Origin of the sequence: Clostridium sartagoforme AAU1, from assembly GCF_000401215.1 — a bacterium.
Lineage (GTDB): Bacteria > Bacillota > Clostridia > Clostridiales > Clostridiaceae > Clostridium > Clostridium sartagoforme.
This window is the reverse complement of sequence record NZ_ASRV01000050.1, coordinates 1-14837: the sequence shown is the minus strand read 5'-3', so window position 1 is coordinate 14837 and position 14837 is coordinate 1. Positions and strand designations below refer to the sequence as shown.

Sequence of the window (14837 nt, the reverse complement as noted above, 5' to 3'; positions counted from 1 at the left end):
AGTACTAATTTTAGTACCCTCTATAATTTTTATATTACAATACATCACTGTACGGATGCTTATTATTTAGAAGTTTTCTATTTAATGATTTTGATCTTTCTTTTAATGTAGACTTATCTAAAAATTTAAATAGTGAGCTCACTGAATTTCCAGTCAAAAGATATAGTTCATCTAATGAGAAACCATTATCAATCATTCTTAGGATTGTTGATTTTTGAATATTTCGTATTCCTAATTCTTTCTTTCTTTCTTCACTTAAACCATCTAATTTTGAGAATGATACATTGATTATATTATTTATTGTAACAGTACCCATTGATTGATATTTACCATTATAAAGAACATAAAAAACATAAGGACAATTAATTTTTTTCATTTTTCTCAAATCTTTGTATTTTATAAAATCTTTACGAATATTTTCAGGAAGCGTATATTCAAAGCCATTAATTGAAATAGTAGCTTTATCTGATGTTATAGTTATATCAGTCATTTTCATTTCTTTTATTGTTTCTATACTAGGACATGAATATATAAAAAATTCAAAGAGCAATTTATTTCTAATATAAGAAAAATCATCTAATTTTGAATAGTAAGTAAATAATTTGTTTATTTCATCAGTAGTAATAGGTTTTATTTCGTTATAACTACTATCTTTTTTCTCTATATAGTTTTCAATGTTGTAGTTAGTAAAATTTTTGCTAGATAGAATACGACTATTTTTATCTTCAAGATACTTTATAAATGATGAAATATATCTACCTTTGTTTAAAAGAGTATTATCTTTTAATCCATTTTCTGCTAGATAATCTAAGTATTCTTCTAACCTTGAAGACGATAATAGTGTATCATCACAAATAATATGATTTTCATTTAAATAGTCAAAAAAATCAAATATTGCACTCTCATATTGTTTTAAAGATTTAATTGGTAATTTACAATTAGATGAATAAAGACAATAATAATAGAAATAGTGAGTAGATTTCTTTTTAATTAGATTGTCTATATGCAAATATTTCAAAAATCTATTATTATTGTCTTTATTATGACAATGTTTCCACTCATAGATTAATTTATAAATAAATACTACTTTGTTTTCAATTTTCTCAAGTTTATTGTTGAATAAATAATAATAGTCACCATTAGTTAGTATCCCCCACTCGCAACCATTTCTATTTAAATAACTAACAAGTTGATCGAAATCAATTAAAGTTAAATCATGGTTTTTTCTTTTGATTTCAACATATATAGAAATATCTTTATATGTTATATATATATCAGTTCTTTTCTTTAACAGATCAGAACGCTCAAATTTCATTAGATTTCTTGAGTATCCTAGTAATTCTAACATATCAATAACTACTTTTATTTTTAAATCTTCTTCAGTAGAATCAAAAGGTAAATTTAAATATTGTTGGCTTATTTGATTTAATTTTTCACTGCATATTATTTCTTTATCTTTCATAATATAAGTCTCCTTAATAATACTATAATAAAATGTATTTTATTATAAAGATAGTTATTCCTAGTAAAGAAAATAATATGTAATAAAAATGATGGAAATAAAAAAAGGACTATCTAGTCCCTTCTTGTTTTATTTCTATTAATTCACTTACATCTATTTTAAGCAATAGACAAATCCTTTCGAGGACATCAAAACTTATACTTTTAGTTTCACCATTGTTCAATTTATGAAGGGTGCTATAACTTATTCCAGTTTTTGTAGCAACCCAATTTAAAGATCTTTCTTCTTTTTCTAATATTTCTTGAAGTTTAATTTTAACCATGATAATCACTCCCTATAAATAATATTATAGCATTAGAAAAAATAATTATTAAAGTTTATAAAAAATAATTATTATAGCGTTGACAATATAATAATTATAGTCTATACTTAAAACATAAGGTAAATGTTGTAAATAAATAATAAAGTTTAAAATATGAGGGGGAAATTAAAATGAAAGAATTAAAAAAATTTATTAAAGGATTAAAAGATATGGAAATTGAGACTGTGAGCTTAGAAGAAGTTTCTGGAGGTAGATATGAAAAATTAATAGCTCTAAATAATTTATTAAGCAGCATAAAAAAGATTGGAGTTAAAGAAGTAGTAGCGGAATATTTCGAGTCTTTCGAATTTATTACAAGTGACGGAAGATATTTAGAAATCAATGCGATTTATTAAAAGGTTAAGAACTATAAGATTATAAAAATATAAAAGAGGATGAAAAAATGATTAAAATAAGTGATGAAGTCAAAGAATTTTGCAAGAATTTATTGGAAATTTCAACTGAGGAGAAGGAAATTGATTATGATGATTTAGAAAGAGCATACTTAGAATATTATTCAATAGACAATGAGATTTTATAGTGGTTTTAGGCTCTGAAAGAAGCTTTATAGGATATTAGGTATAATTTACCGTCTTGAAATTGAAAGCTAAAAAGAACCTTAAAACGCAAATAAACGCCCAGTAAAAGCTAAACGTAAATAAAATTAGAGTTTTATTAAATATGAAAAAATGGAAAAAATTTTAAAAATCTACTTGCAAAAAATCAATAAACAATATAACATATAAATATAAAGATTGATTTTTTGCAAGTGAGGTTAAAATGAAAGTAAATGGATTAAAATTTATAAGAAAAACATTTGGATTAACGATGAAGGAATTGTCTGATGAGATAGGTGTATCATCAAATACAATAAATTTATGGGAAAAGGGATTATTAGATGTAACAGAAGAAAGACTTAATCAACTTGCTGAGTTTTTTGGGCTAGAAAATAAGAATATATTTCATGTGATTTTAATGTTGATAGTAAACGTACCAGTAAAATGATTCTTGCAGTTGAAACAGCTAGACTTGAATATAAGATAAAACAGTATAACTCTAATTATATAGATAATTTTGAGTTACCCAACATAAATAAAATACACTTATTAGAAGATAATAGAGAATTATTTGAAAATCTAGAAGCTGGAATAGCTTGTTTAGCAGAAGATTTAAATGAAAGTACTTTTAATGAAATTGGAAGTCTAATAGAACAATTATTAATGTTTATATTATCTGATAAAAAAACATTGATGAATTCAGATTATGGAACAGTATTATTACATTTAAACCAAGTAAAAAATATGGAGATAGGGATAGTTTATATAAGTTTTCTGCTGAAGATTATATAAAGCTAGATATACTTGATAAAATACAACAGTTAAGAGAAATTGACGATCATTACAAAAATATAGAAATTGAATATGAATTATCTGACCATATAAGAGAATATTAGCATATCGCTTGATATGCATTATTTTTAAAAAACTCATTGAAAAAAACAACTAAAAAGAGTTAGTAAAGAAAAATAGTTTATAAAAATAAAGTGAAATAATGGGGTAAGGATATGAATTTTAAAAATTGGGTAGTAGCAAAAGAAAAGGCTGAAGAATTTAATTTATATACAAAAGCATATTTAAAGGAAAAATACAATAGAAAGCCTACTAAAGACGCTAAAGAAGAAATATGCAAGGTTTATACAGGGGGAAGATGGAGAGAATTTTCATTTTATAGAATGGAAGATACTATTGAAATTAAAACTAGAAACACAAAAGAATTAATTGAATTAGATATTAATGATGAAAATATATTTAAATCTCTTTATGTTATTAATAAATCAGCTAAGAAATCAAGAGATACTAAAAATAAAAATTACTATCTTAAAAATTATAAAATGGTTAATATGTGCAAAAATAGACAAATTAATTTATATGATCTAAAAGATTTAGTTATAAAAAAGGCTATTGAAGAAAATAGATTAAAGTTAGAAGGTTTTCATGTTCAAAAAATAGGAGATAATTTCAACTATTTAAATTTATATAAAGGTAATCAATATATGTTTCATGTTCCAGAAAATGAATCTAAAGGAAAATATCTTGGAGAATTAGGAATAATAACTTCTGAAATTAGGGTAAACACAAAAATAAAGTTTGAACAAGCTATAGACTTATTAGAGAGATATATTAATAAGAAATTTGATTAGTAGGATACTTTATATAAAAAATAATGAATATTTGAATTTGCAAACCTATGTTTGATGAAGTAGTTATGAGCCTATATCATATAAATAAGAAATCTTAATAAAAAATAGTTTAAAAAGGGAGTATGAGGATTTATGCAAAGAGGAAAACAATTAAGTAGACAAGAAATTTTAGACAAGGCATTAGAAAAGGAGCTTAAGTATTTAAAAAAGAAAATTTATTATAGGCAAAGGAGGAGTTTACTTTACGATGATATAAGGATAGAGGAGGTTGATTTTAAGAACAATGAAACAGCTGGATTGTATGAGTATGATGAAAAAAACTTTACTCATGTAATTAAGATTAGTTCAGAAGAGTTGGATAGAGAAATAGCAAGAGGAAGAAAAAGAGTCGATGCCTATACTAGATTTCTAGGTCTAACTCTAAGAGATATAATAAGGCACGAATTAGTTCATGCATTTGTAACCGAAAGGTATCAGCATATAACTCCGCAAATAGGTCATATTAATGCAGATGCAAGTCCTATATTTTTATCAGTATTAACCTTTGTTAAAGGGAAAACAAACCACGACTGCAAATGGGCATATAAAGAAACTGACTTATATAAAGAGGTAAGAGAAATTACTGATTATGCAGATTTACATGCTAAATTAATAAAGTTACTTATGGAATATAGGAAAGTAACTGATTATTTTTCACAAGATGAAACCGTAATAAGATTAGCAAGTGGAATACATTTTAATTTTAGTCCTAGAAGTCCTGGTTTAGAAAAATTTACGCAATTTAAAACCGATTATAAGATAAGATCTGGAGAAAAGATAGTATTACAGGAAGCCAAAGCATGTAGATTTAATATAGGATGTAATGTAAAACCAGAACAAATTATAGAATTGGTTAAAAGAAAGCTTAAAAATAATGAAGAGTTTAAATATAGAGAAGAAAAAGTGGTTTATGCTACTGTTAAAAATAAAGAAGTACATATTTTAAAAGAGGACAAAAAGGTTTATAATAACCTTTAAAATGGGAGAAAATACTTCCTTAAAGTCTTGTGAGGTTAGTAAATATCTTATTCTAAAAGGGTGTGTAATATTTATATAAGGAGATAATAATTCTCCAAAATAAAAAATAAAAAGGAGTGGTTATGTGTACATAATAAGAACGCTTAAACTAAAGAAATACTTAGAATCCAAAGGGTTTAAAGTAGAAGGAACAATGCCTAATAGGGATATACCTAAATTTATAGTGTGGTTATTTCAAGATGGTAAAGAACTTAGAGAAGCTATTCAAGAATATTCTAAAAAGTAAAAGTAAATTAAACTAATAAAACAAAAAGGAGTGTTAATTATTGAAAAATGGAATTAAAATTATAAACATAGAAGGGGCAGACCTATTAAGAAATAAGATAGAAGGAAAGTACATAAATTTAAAATATGAAGCAGTATTTGCTAATAGTAAGTTAAAGGACAAGATAAGTAAAGACTTATCCATAAAAGACTTTTCTACTAACGATATAATTAACTTAAAATTTAATATGCCAGTTACGAAAATAGATGAAAGTAAATATGTAAAATATAAAGATTACATAAAAGATAATAAAATAAGTGCTGAGAACATTAGAAAGATTCTTTATAAAGATGGTTTTGAACTTAAATTTGATAAAGAAAGGACTATCAAAGGAAGTAAAAAAGAAGGAACCAAAGTTATAACCGATTATGAAAATAGAAAGTACATATTAAAAAATAGAGATGGAGAAATATTACAAGAAGAAGAAATGAAACCTTACGAAATTACATATAAGTTTTGGTTTAGATCATCAGCTAAAGCAATGGTTGGAGAATGTTTATTCATAAATAAAAAAATACATGACAGTATTGTAAAATGGCAAACTATGGGTATAGAACTTCCAGAGGATGAGGAAGCCATGGTAGTTGAAATAATGGCTTATATGTCATTAACTGCTTCTACTATACAAGATTATATAACAATAAATCCTAATGAAATTTTAGTAATAGATGATTTAAAGAGTAGAAGACTTACAAATTGTGCGAAGGTAATTGTAAATGAGAAAAATCAATGTGATGTAATTTATGAAAATGATTATGTGGAAAATACATTGTTTGATGGTCAGGCATTATTAGATGACTCATTATTTGGAGAATCTGAAGCAGGGATGAAACTGTTAAGACATCATTTCTTTAAGGCTTGTGGATTTAGAACAAATATAAAGTTATTTATGCAAAATTACTGCAAAGGAAATGGACTAGATTATGAAACTGAAACATTAAAAGATAGATATGGAAATTATATAAAAGTAAAAAATATTAAAATGATAACCACAGAAAATGCAATGAAGTGGGAGAAGTTCTTTAAAGATAAATCAGAAGGTTTTAAGTCTTGGAAAAAGGCAGTGGATGAAGATAACAATTTATTTGGAGTATGCAAAGAAGACCATGAAAGTAAATTTAAAGATAAACAAAGAATGAGTTATCAGATGTTAAATACATTACCAGTAAATAAGGAAGAGTTAACGGATATAGCAAGGTATTCTATTGATTACATAAATAAATTAAAGAATAAAGATAATAAAGCCTTCATAGAACATTTACGAGAAAATGTAAATATTATTAATGAAAATGAAATGATGATAGATCTATATGAGAGAAATAAGGAATTTGCAAAAACTGAATTGTTCAAAGACTTTAAATCTAGCACAATATATAAATTAAAAAAGAACCTAAGAAAGGGAAAAGTACTTGTAAATGCAGAAAATTTAACAATTGTAGGGAATCCTTATTTAATGTTATTACATTCAGTAAAGGAAGTTGAAGTTGAAGATGGATATGTAACTATGGAAGATAAAACATTACCTAAGTCTGAAAATTTTATATCTGTTTATACCAAAAGATTTGAAGATGAGGAAAAATTAGTAGGTTTTAGAAATCCACATAATAGTCCCAATAATATAGCTTACTTTAAAAATAATAGAAGTGAGTTGTTTGAAAAATACTTTAACTTTAGTAAAAACATAATGGCTATAAATTGTATAGATACTGAGATTCAAGATCTTGCAAACGGCTGTGATTTTGATAGCGACTTCATGTTTACTACCAATGATGAAAATATAGTAAAAGTAGTTATAAAAAAAGTATTTAGGAAGGAAAGTTATGCTTGTATTGTTAATAAAATACCACAAAGTAAAAATAAGTACATAAATACATTGGAGAATAAAGCTATTATTGATAATAAATTAGCAAAAGGTAAATATGATACTGGAACGAGTTCAAATCAGGCACAAATTTCAATGAGTCTATTTGCAAACAGTGGTTATAAGGATAAGGAGTTGTTAAAAAGTGTAATTATTTTATCTGTATTAGCACAAGTATCTATAGATAATGCTAAAAGGCAGTATGAAGTGGAGCTGAACAAAGAAATAAATAGATTAACACAAATTTTAAATTCAGAATTGAAAGAAAAAGATGAGGGCGAAGTAGTAACTAAAATTAAAACAGATAAAAAAGGTAAAATAAAAATAACCGAAAAAGCTATTAAAAAAGCTAAAAGACCTTTATTTTTCTACTATATAACTCAAAATAAAGATACTGAATATAGAGTATATAACGAAGAAACAAAATACAAAGGGGTATATAAAAATAAATATCAAGCTCAAGAAATTAAAAATAAAATAATAAATGATTATATAGATAAACATAAAGGAGAAAAAATAGAAGAAGATAAAATAGCAATGATTAAAGAAAAAGGTATTAAGAAAGAAAAGGATTCTTTTAATGAAAAAATTAAATGCACAATGAATTATTTACAAGAAATTATATCAAAAGAAATAATAAATGAAAGTAAGAAAAAAGGAGAGAAAATAGAAACTAAGGATTTGATTGTAAAAATAAAAGGAAAGGCAAAGCATGAGCAACTAGAGAAGATAAAAGAATTAGTTGAGAATTGGAATAAAAGTGTTAAAAAATTCAATGCAGATATGGAGGGAGTTTCAGAGGAAGAAATGAGAAGTAGGAAAACTGATTTCTCTCATGAAGAAGCGTATTTAGTAGAATTAATTATTGAAAAAATAAAAAAAATGAGCATAACCGATAAAACTATCAATTCCTTAATTTTAAGTACATTAAGGAAAGATAGTAAAACCAGTAATTCTCATATTCGTTTAAAATTATTAAATGTTCTTTATCAATCTAAAAAGGAACAATTTCTAAATCAATTTATAGAAATTAAAGTTAGTTAATTTATATTTTACTGAAGGGAAGACTGCCATCTTTCCTTTAGTTTTATTATTAACATTATAGATTGTTTTTATACAATAGTCAATAAAAATAATGAGAAAAATGGAGAATTAGAAATGAAAAGTAATGAAAAAAAGTATTATATAGCGAAATCTAAAAAACATGCAATTACTTTAAGTTATTTAAGTAAGCAAGAGCCTTATGTATATCCTAATAAATTTGAATTAGATAAACAGGTTTGGAGCTTTGTTTGGGATAATAATTTTGATAAAGTTTTAAAAATCGTTGAAGAATTAATTAATAAATAAAAAGAAAGGAAAAAGCAAAGAGTGAATAAAGATTTATTTGAAGATGAGTTAAATAAATTAGATGAAGAAATTAGATTAGGCTGCAATACATTTAAATTTAAAGTATTTGATTTAGAAGCATCTAGTGGAAAGACTAGACAAACTATTGAAAGTGCAATTAAATCTAAAAGAGAAACTTTAATAGTAACTAAATTTAAAGTAGAAGTAGATAGAATAGTTAAAGAAATTAATAAAGGAGCTGGGTTTAAAAAAGCTGTTGGAATAGTTTCAGATGTAGATATGATTAAGAATAATAAAAGCTTAGTTTTGAGTGCTAATTTTATAGAGTTCTATAAGTATAGTGTTATAGTTATTACTCACTCTCAGTATTATAGGTTATGCAAGGGTGAAAATAATAGGTTAGCAAAATTAGTAGAAACTTTTAAAACATTAATAATAGATGAAGAATTTAATCCTATAAAAAATAATTTATATACTTTTACTGTAAAAAAGAATCTAGAGATGTTGGATTTATTTTTAACTTTTAATATGGCTGATGAGCTTAAAGAAATAACTGATGTATTAGAAAATCTATTTAAGAGTGAAGAATATAAACCAATAAATCAACTACACTGGATTAACTTAAAAGAAGATCCAGATAACATAAAGTTAAAGTGTGGTAGTTTAAAAAAAGAAATAATTAAAAATGAAGCTAATATAGATATAAAATTATTAGATGATTTTAAGAGATCTAATAAAAAAAGATACATAAATGATCTACTAGAATATATAGATTTACTAGAAAAAGTCATACTTAATTCTATACAAGGATATTCTTTAATAGATATTACAGGTAAAATTATAGCTACTTATGATTTTGATTTCAGCTTTTTTAAATTAACGAATAATATAATGCTAGATGCAAGTGCTAGTTTCTCTACTATTTATAAGGCTAATTTGTTTAAAATTGAAAAGACAAACAGGAAAATAAGTCATGATAAATGCAAAATGACAGTTATAAACTTAAAAACTACTACAACTGGAAAGGGTAAAATAAATCATTTATTTAGACCTAAATTTACTACATATGTAACTAAAGAGCTAGGAGATAATAAAAAGGGTTTAATTGTTACTAAAAATGATGAATCAGATTATCTTAAAAATATAACTTTTTCAGAATTTGATAAAGAAATAAAAGATGAAATAGAATTGTTAAATGCTGAAAAAGGGTTGTTTTCTGAACAACTAGAATATGAAGAAAGAATTAGCTTCTGCAATTATGAAAACCAAAGAGGCAGAAATGATTATGCAGACTTCAGTAATTGCTTTCTTGCACATACATATAGGCAACCTAGATTTTATTACATATTTCTATATAGGTACTTTTTTGGCATAAAACCTACATCCAAAGAAATGGAAACAACATATAAAAAAGATAAAGATGGATTAAAAACTTGGGGATTTCATAATTCTGATAAGTTGCAAGAGTTAATGTTTACAGATATGGTATCTTGTCAATATCAATCCTTAAAGAGGGTTGCTAGAAATAGAGATCCACAAGCACATTATCATATTTTTACAGATGATGCAATGATGATTAATGAGATAATAAAACAGTTGAATGGATTCAATATGGAAAATTATAATATTGTTTCCGAAGAAGAATTTTTAGGTGAAAGAGTATCTAAGCGTTCTAAATTAGATGTATTTAAAGATTACATAGAAGAGAAATTGGCTCAGGGCAAATGGGAGAAGATTAAAAGTTCTGAGTTGCAAAAGAAACTAGGTATAAGTAAACCAACTTGGAGAGATATTTGGACAAATAGTGATTTCTTAGAGTTTTGCAAGACCAAAAGAATTAAAGAAGGTAAGGTTAAGGGGAATAGGGTAAATCATGTTTATAAATATTAGACCTTTGAAATTGTGTAAAGTCGCTCTATGACTAGGTTTGAAGGTGTTTTTTAAGCTATTTTGGTAAAGTTTCTCATATAAGTAATATAGGTTATATTAGAGGCTATTTTACCAATTTTGAAAAAACGATGTCGTGAGAATGGCTTAATATCAATGGTTTGAGTGGTGTTGAAAATTCGATAAAGGTGTTTTCGCACAATAAAAATGGCTACAAATGGCTTGAATACTAGGTTTGTACGATACCGATTAATACATATTTATATAAAATAGTTATAAATTAAAAAATATAAGTGTTATTTATTAAGATTTTGTGAGATACAAATTTCTTAGTAGGTAGCACTTATTTAACGTTAGTTGAAAGTTAATTTAAAGGTTAATAAATATTATACTTCTTTCAAAGAAGCAAGATTCATTTATTTAGTAAATAGTCTTCGGCAAGCCTTCGTCAATTTACTAAATAAATGAAAGTGAATTTTTTAAATATATAAGATATAGAAATTGAAGAAAATAGTAATAATGAATAATGAGTGATTAAATTTATTCGAATAAAATGAAAAGGGGAATTGAGATAAATATGGAGTTAAGGGATTATCAAATAGAGGCTTTAAATAAAATAAAGGAAATGAATAAGGGAAGTAAAAATATAATAGAAATTGCAACTGGTGGAGGAAAAACAATTGTATTTTCTAAACTAGTAGCAGAAAATCAAGGTAGAAGTTTAATAATTATTGATCAGGAAGAATTATTGCAACAGACAATAAAAAAGTTAAGCTATTTCACAGATGAGAAAATAGGACGAGTTAAAGGTACTTTAGATGAGGTTGGAGAACGTATAACTTGTGCAACGAGACAGTCTATGAGTTATCCTGGGAGTGATAGAATGGAAAGAATTTTATCTAATGGAGAAATAGATTATTTAATTATAGATGAATGTCATATTGCCCTAGAACAACAGAAGAAAATAATAGAAAAAATAGGTGCTAAATATGTATGTGGATTTTCTGCCACACCATTTACAAATGGAATAGAAAAAGTCTACGACAATATTATTTATAAAGAAGATATATTAAAGTTGGTTAAGCAAGGATATTTAGTAAGTCCACGTTGTTTAGTATGTGAAAGTAACGTAAGTTTAGATGGTGTCAGTATGACATTGGGAGACTTTAATCAAAAAGAATTAAGTGAAAGAATCGATATAGAAGATAGAAATAAATTTATAGTTAAAAAGTGGGTTGAATATGCAAGTGATAGAATGGCTACTATTGTATTTTGTTCTAGTATCGATAATGCTAAAAATATAAGAGATGAATTTAAAAAGGCTGGAATAAGTTGCGAGAGCATTGATTCGGATTTAGATAGTAAAGAAAGAGCAGATATATTAAGAAGATTTGAAGAAGGAGAAATAAAGGTATTATGCAATGTAAATATCTTGATTAAAGGGGTAGATATTACTAGCGTAGATTGTATTGTAGAGGCTACTCCAACTCGTTCATTGATGAAATATATTCAGCAAATTGGAAGATCGCTAAGATTACATGAAGGTAAAAAAGATGCTTTAATCCTAGATATAACAGACAATTGTAAAAAACATAGATTAATAAATTGTAATACTGCTTTTGGCTTAAAAGATGGTGAAGATATATTAGAGATGGAGGAACGAATAAAGAAAGAAGCTGAAATAGATAAATTAGATAGATTAGCAAAGGAAGAACAAGAAAGAATTAGAAAACTAAAAGAAGAAGAATTAATTATGAAAGAAATTGAATTATTTAATGAGTCAATATTTAATGTTAGAGAAAACTCTATATATGATTGGTACTTTAATAAAATTGGCAACGTTGATGTAGCTATACTTAAAGCCAATAAAGATATAGATTTCTACATAGTTTCCAAAGATAACAACTATATAAGCTATAAAAGAATTCAAGGTGAAGGTTATACTTATCAATTAGAAACAATAAGTGAAAGTAATTCTTTAAAAGAGTTGCAAGAAGAAATAGAAGATATAGCAGGAAAAGTTGAAAAGTCGGGTGCTTACTTAAATCCAAAATGCAATTGGAAAAAGAAAGATAATTTAACTCAAAAACAAGTACAAGCATGTAAAGGCAAAAAGGTTAAGACGATTTGGGATGTTTTAGTTTATTTTAGTGTAAAAAATTCCTATTTTTCTTTGAAAGATGTGATTTAAAGAAGGTATTGTAAAAGTTTTGAAGAATTATATAAATGAGGAAGGAGGTGATTTCTTGATAGAAGGATATTCTGAATATGTAATAGACGCATTGTTGAATTTAGATTATGATATTGCTGAATTGAATGGCGTATCTAATTATTTTACAGATCTAATTAATAAAGAAGTGACACTTAGATCATTTTTTGAAAGATCAGTAGAAAATCATATAAAATATAGAGAAGGTATGCATTATAGCATTAATAAAATAAGATTGAGATTAGAAATAGATGATGAGGTTGCTCAATTACACAATTTAAACAAAATACTAAAAGAATTTCATGCTGATTGGTTTGTTTCTTATAGCGAAGAATTGAAGGTTGATTTTTTGAACGAGTATGCAACCTTATGTAAAGATTATATTGAGGACTTAGATAAAATGAGAACATGGTTAATCACATTTGGGAAAATTAAACGATAGAATACAATTAAGGACTAGAGTGAAATCTGGTTCTTTTTATTTTAAAAATGGGAGAAAAATAAAGGCAAGAACTCTATTAATAGCAGTATTGCTAAGTTGATAGACTTTTCTATAATCTCCATAAGGAGAGGAAAGGAATGTTTTCTGAGTACACCAACTGCTGTAATGCGATGCAGTATAAATATATGCAAGTTTAAAGCTTTAAATTGAGCGGATTAATTTCCGTTCTTTTAGTAATACATTATAATATATCAACTATACTATATACTAAAAGAATGGATAATGTCAAGTGGTTATATAACTCCACTTTAAAAAAGTTGTATTTTAACTAAATTATTTATAAATTACTCCTTTATAATTAATTGGCTCCTAAGCATGAGTTTAAACTGCTTAATTATTATATTAAAAGATAGGATGGATATTATATGAGATTAGAAGATTTATTTAACAAAAAAGTACAGACAGTAACAGGGATGAATCCAATAACTAAAGAGCCAATAGAAGTTAAAAGAACTTTATGGAGTTGGAATTGTCTTGAATTTAGCTGTAAAGAAGATGATTTGATAGCTTTAAGTAAGGTTGAACTAACAGATGAAGAATTTAATGTAATTATAGAAGGTTTTAACTATATGTTAAATGATGAGGAAGGTAAAGAATTACTAGATGATGAAGATAGAAGAATGTCAACATATGCAATGGATAATCTTGAGAAAGAGCAATGCAGACTTTACTTAATATCTGAACAAATTAATGTATTAGATGACTTATTATTTGATGGAATATTAGAAGATTTAACTGATAAAGAAGTGGAGAAAAGTTTATATAGAAAATTAAGAGAAGCATTAGAAGATGACGATGAGGAAGAAGACTTTTAATAAAAAGTATTGGAAATATAGATTAAGAATGCAAGAGAAATTTGAAGAAGTATTTGGAAATAAAAATATAAATATAAATAAAGAGGAGATAGAGAAATGATAAGTGATAATGAATTTATTTTAGGATTAGTAAAGGCAATAAATGAAGATATTTCAAATGAAGGGGAGAAGTTTTTATATAAAATAACAATGAAAAGCTGTAATGAAGAGAAATTATATTATAGTTATAATGAGAATTTAATTACAGATGTTTTAGATGCAGTAGAATTAGAATATAAATTTATACCTTTTGGAAAAGAGTTACTAATAAATGTTGATGAAATAATTGCTATAGAAAAGGTAGGTGAGTAAATATGGATAGAAATAAATTTGGAAATTATCTTTTAACTACAGACAATTATTTTTTAGAAGTTATGTTGTCTGATGTACCAGATATAAGGATCATGGATTTTACTAGAAAGCCTGATGGTAATCATGAAACAACTTTTGAATTTCCTAAATGCAGGGATATTGAAGTAGATGGAATAATTGAAAATGTTAAATGTGGAGCTTATAGGAATTTGAGTAACTTTAATGAGTTAAAGAAAAAACGTAAACAATTATTAGATCAGTATTTTGATTCAAAGAAATAATAGAGTGATTGAGTACACTATAACGAATAGTTAGTGTGCTTTTTTGACCTTATTATTAGGTTATGTTTTGTTAAATTTTTTAAGCTAGATTTCTTTTGAGGTCTAGCTCTCTCCTTTTCCTAGGGGCGGTAATAACTTCGTATAGTCATACTATTATTACGAAGTTAATTACGATTTACTAGATCTATTAATAAAGAAGTAGACACTTAGTATACA

Annotated in this window: 17 protein-coding genes; 15 read left to right on the top strand and 2 right to left on the bottom strand. The window is 25.5% G+C overall.

Features of this window, described 5'->3' with window-relative positions; translation table 11 throughout:
- Positions 1–34 precede the first annotated feature (34 nt).
- Positions 35–1462 (bottom strand): type I restriction enzyme HsdR N-terminal domain-containing protein, encoded by a 1428-nt coding sequence (locus A500_RS04375; RefSeq protein ID WP_016206380.1) that lies wholly within the window; start codon positions 1460–1462, stop codon positions 35–37.
- A gap of 109 nt (positions 1463–1571) precedes the next feature.
- Complete coding sequence (locus A500_RS04370; RefSeq protein WP_016206379.1) at positions 1572–1784, bottom strand: helix-turn-helix domain-containing protein; 213 nt, start codon at positions 1782–1784, stop codon at positions 1572–1574.
- Between the two features lie 170 nt (positions 1785–1954).
- Here A500_RS04370 and A500_RS04365 point away from each other — a divergent pair, with 170 nt between their 5' ends.
- From A500_RS04365 to A500_RS04305, 15 genes are all read left to right on the top strand, one after another.
- Positions 1955–2179 (top strand): hypothetical protein, encoded by a 225-nt coding sequence (locus A500_RS04365; RefSeq protein WP_016206378.1) that lies wholly within the window; start codon positions 1955–1957, stop codon positions 2177–2179.
- A 47-nt stretch (positions 2180–2226) separates the two neighbouring features.
- A complete protein-coding gene (locus A500_RS20300; protein WP_157453609.1) occupies positions 2227–2364 on the top strand; it encodes a hypothetical protein in 138 nt (45 codons plus the stop codon).
- Between the two features lie 239 nt (positions 2365–2603).
- A complete protein-coding gene (locus A500_RS04360) occupies positions 2604–2828 on the top strand; it encodes a helix-turn-helix domain-containing protein (protein WP_016206377.1) in 225 nt (74 codons plus the stop codon).
- A complete protein-coding gene (locus A500_RS04355; RefSeq protein ID WP_016206376.1) occupies positions 2825–3172 on the top strand; it encodes a hypothetical protein in 348 nt (115 codons plus the stop codon). The genes A500_RS04360 and A500_RS04355 overlap by 4 nt, the downstream gene beginning before the upstream one ends.
- Positions 3173–3387: 215 nt before the next feature.
- A complete protein-coding gene (locus A500_RS04350) occupies positions 3388–4023 on the top strand; it encodes a hypothetical protein (protein ID WP_016206375.1) in 636 nt (211 codons plus the stop codon).
- Between the two features lie 132 nt (positions 4024–4155).
- Positions 4156–5040, top strand: coding sequence for a hypothetical protein (locus A500_RS04345; RefSeq protein WP_016206374.1), 885 nt, complete (start codon positions 4156–4158; stop codon positions 5038–5040).
- Between the two features lie 124 nt (positions 5041–5164).
- A complete protein-coding gene (locus A500_RS20295) occupies positions 5165–5326 on the top strand; it encodes a DUF5659 domain-containing protein (protein WP_157453608.1) in 162 nt (53 codons plus the stop codon).
- 40 nt (positions 5327–5366) lie between these two features.
- Positions 5367–8270 (top strand): hypothetical protein, encoded by a 2904-nt coding sequence (locus tag A500_RS04340; RefSeq protein WP_016206373.1) that lies wholly within the window; start codon positions 5367–5369, stop codon positions 8268–8270.
- Between the two features lie 114 nt (positions 8271–8384).
- Positions 8385–8576, top strand: a complete 192-nt coding sequence (locus A500_RS04335; RefSeq protein ID WP_016206372.1) for a hypothetical protein — start codon at positions 8385–8387, stop codon at positions 8574–8576.
- 21 nt (positions 8577–8597) lie between these two features.
- Complete coding sequence (locus A500_RS04330; RefSeq protein ID WP_016206371.1) at positions 8598–10466, top strand: hypothetical protein; 1869 nt, start codon at positions 8598–8600, stop codon at positions 10464–10466.
- Positions 10467–11016: 550 nt separating this feature from the next.
- Complete coding sequence (locus tag A500_RS04325; RefSeq protein WP_083935667.1) at positions 11017–12654, top strand: DEAD/DEAH box helicase; 1638 nt, start codon at positions 11017–11019, stop codon at positions 12652–12654.
- Positions 12655–12709: 55 nt separating this feature from the next.
- Positions 12710–13114 (top strand): hypothetical protein, encoded by a 405-nt coding sequence (locus A500_RS04320; RefSeq protein ID WP_016206369.1) that lies wholly within the window; start codon positions 12710–12712, stop codon positions 13112–13114.
- A 425-nt stretch (positions 13115–13539) separates the two neighbouring features.
- The gene (locus A500_RS04315) at positions 13540–13989 is read left to right on the top strand and encodes a hypothetical protein (RefSeq protein ID WP_016206368.1); all 450 of its coding nucleotides are present in this window, start codon (positions 13540–13542) and stop codon (positions 13987–13989) included.
- Positions 13990–14085: 96 nt separating this feature from the next.
- Positions 14086–14340 carry a hypothetical protein gene (locus A500_RS04310; protein ID WP_016206367.1) on the top strand — a complete coding sequence of 85 codons (255 nt, stop codon included), beginning with the start codon at positions 14086–14088 and terminating at the stop codon, positions 14338–14340.
- A gap of 2 nt (positions 14341–14342) precedes the next feature.
- On the top strand, positions 14343–14621 hold the full coding sequence (locus tag A500_RS04305; RefSeq protein ID WP_016206366.1) for a hypothetical protein: 279 nt from the start codon (positions 14343–14345) through the stop codon (positions 14619–14621).
- Positions 14622–14837 lie beyond the last annotated feature (216 nt).

Bases quoted from the DNA above. Each gene is read 5' to 3' on its own strand.
- A500_RS04375 (WP_016206380.1), bottom strand. From the start codon at position 1,462: ATGAAAGATAAAGAAATAATATGCAGTGAAAAATTAAATCAAATAAGC.
- A500_RS04370 (WP_016206379.1), bottom strand. From the start codon at position 1,784: ATGGTTAAAATTAAACTTCAAGAAATATTAGAAAAAGAAGAAAGATCT.
- A500_RS04365 (WP_016206378.1), top strand. From the start codon at position 1,955: ATGAAAGAATTAAAAAAATTTATTAAAGGATTAAAAGATATGGAAATT.
- A500_RS20300 (WP_157453609.1), top strand. From the start codon at position 2,227: ATGATTAAAATAAGTGATGAAGTCAAAGAATTTTGCAAGAATTTATTG.
- A500_RS04360 (WP_016206377.1), top strand. From the start codon at position 2,604: ATGAAAGTAAATGGATTAAAATTTATAAGAAAAACATTTGGATTAACG.
- A500_RS04355 (WP_016206376.1), top strand. From the start codon at position 2,825: ATGATTCTTGCAGTTGAAACAGCTAGACTTGAATATAAGATAAAACAG.
- A500_RS04350 (WP_016206375.1), top strand. From the start codon at position 3,388: ATGAATTTTAAAAATTGGGTAGTAGCAAAAGAAAAGGCTGAAGAATTT.
- A500_RS04345 (WP_016206374.1), top strand. From the start codon at position 4,156: ATGCAAAGAGGAAAACAATTAAGTAGACAAGAAATTTTAGACAAGGCA.
- A500_RS04335 (WP_016206372.1), top strand. From the start codon at position 8,385: ATGAAAAGTAATGAAAAAAAGTATTATATAGCGAAATCTAAAAAACAT.
- A500_RS04325 (WP_083935667.1), top strand. From the start codon at position 11,017: ATGAAAAGGGGAATTGAGATAAATATGGAGTTAAGGGATTATCAAATA.
- A500_RS04315 (WP_016206368.1), top strand. From the start codon at position 13,540: ATGAGATTAGAAGATTTATTTAACAAAAAAGTACAGACAGTAACAGGG.
- A500_RS04310 (WP_016206367.1), top strand. From the start codon at position 14,086: ATGATAAGTGATAATGAATTTATTTTAGGATTAGTAAAGGCAATAAAT.
- A500_RS04305 (WP_016206366.1), top strand. From the start codon at position 14,343: ATGGATAGAAATAAATTTGGAAATTATCTTTTAACTACAGACAATTAT.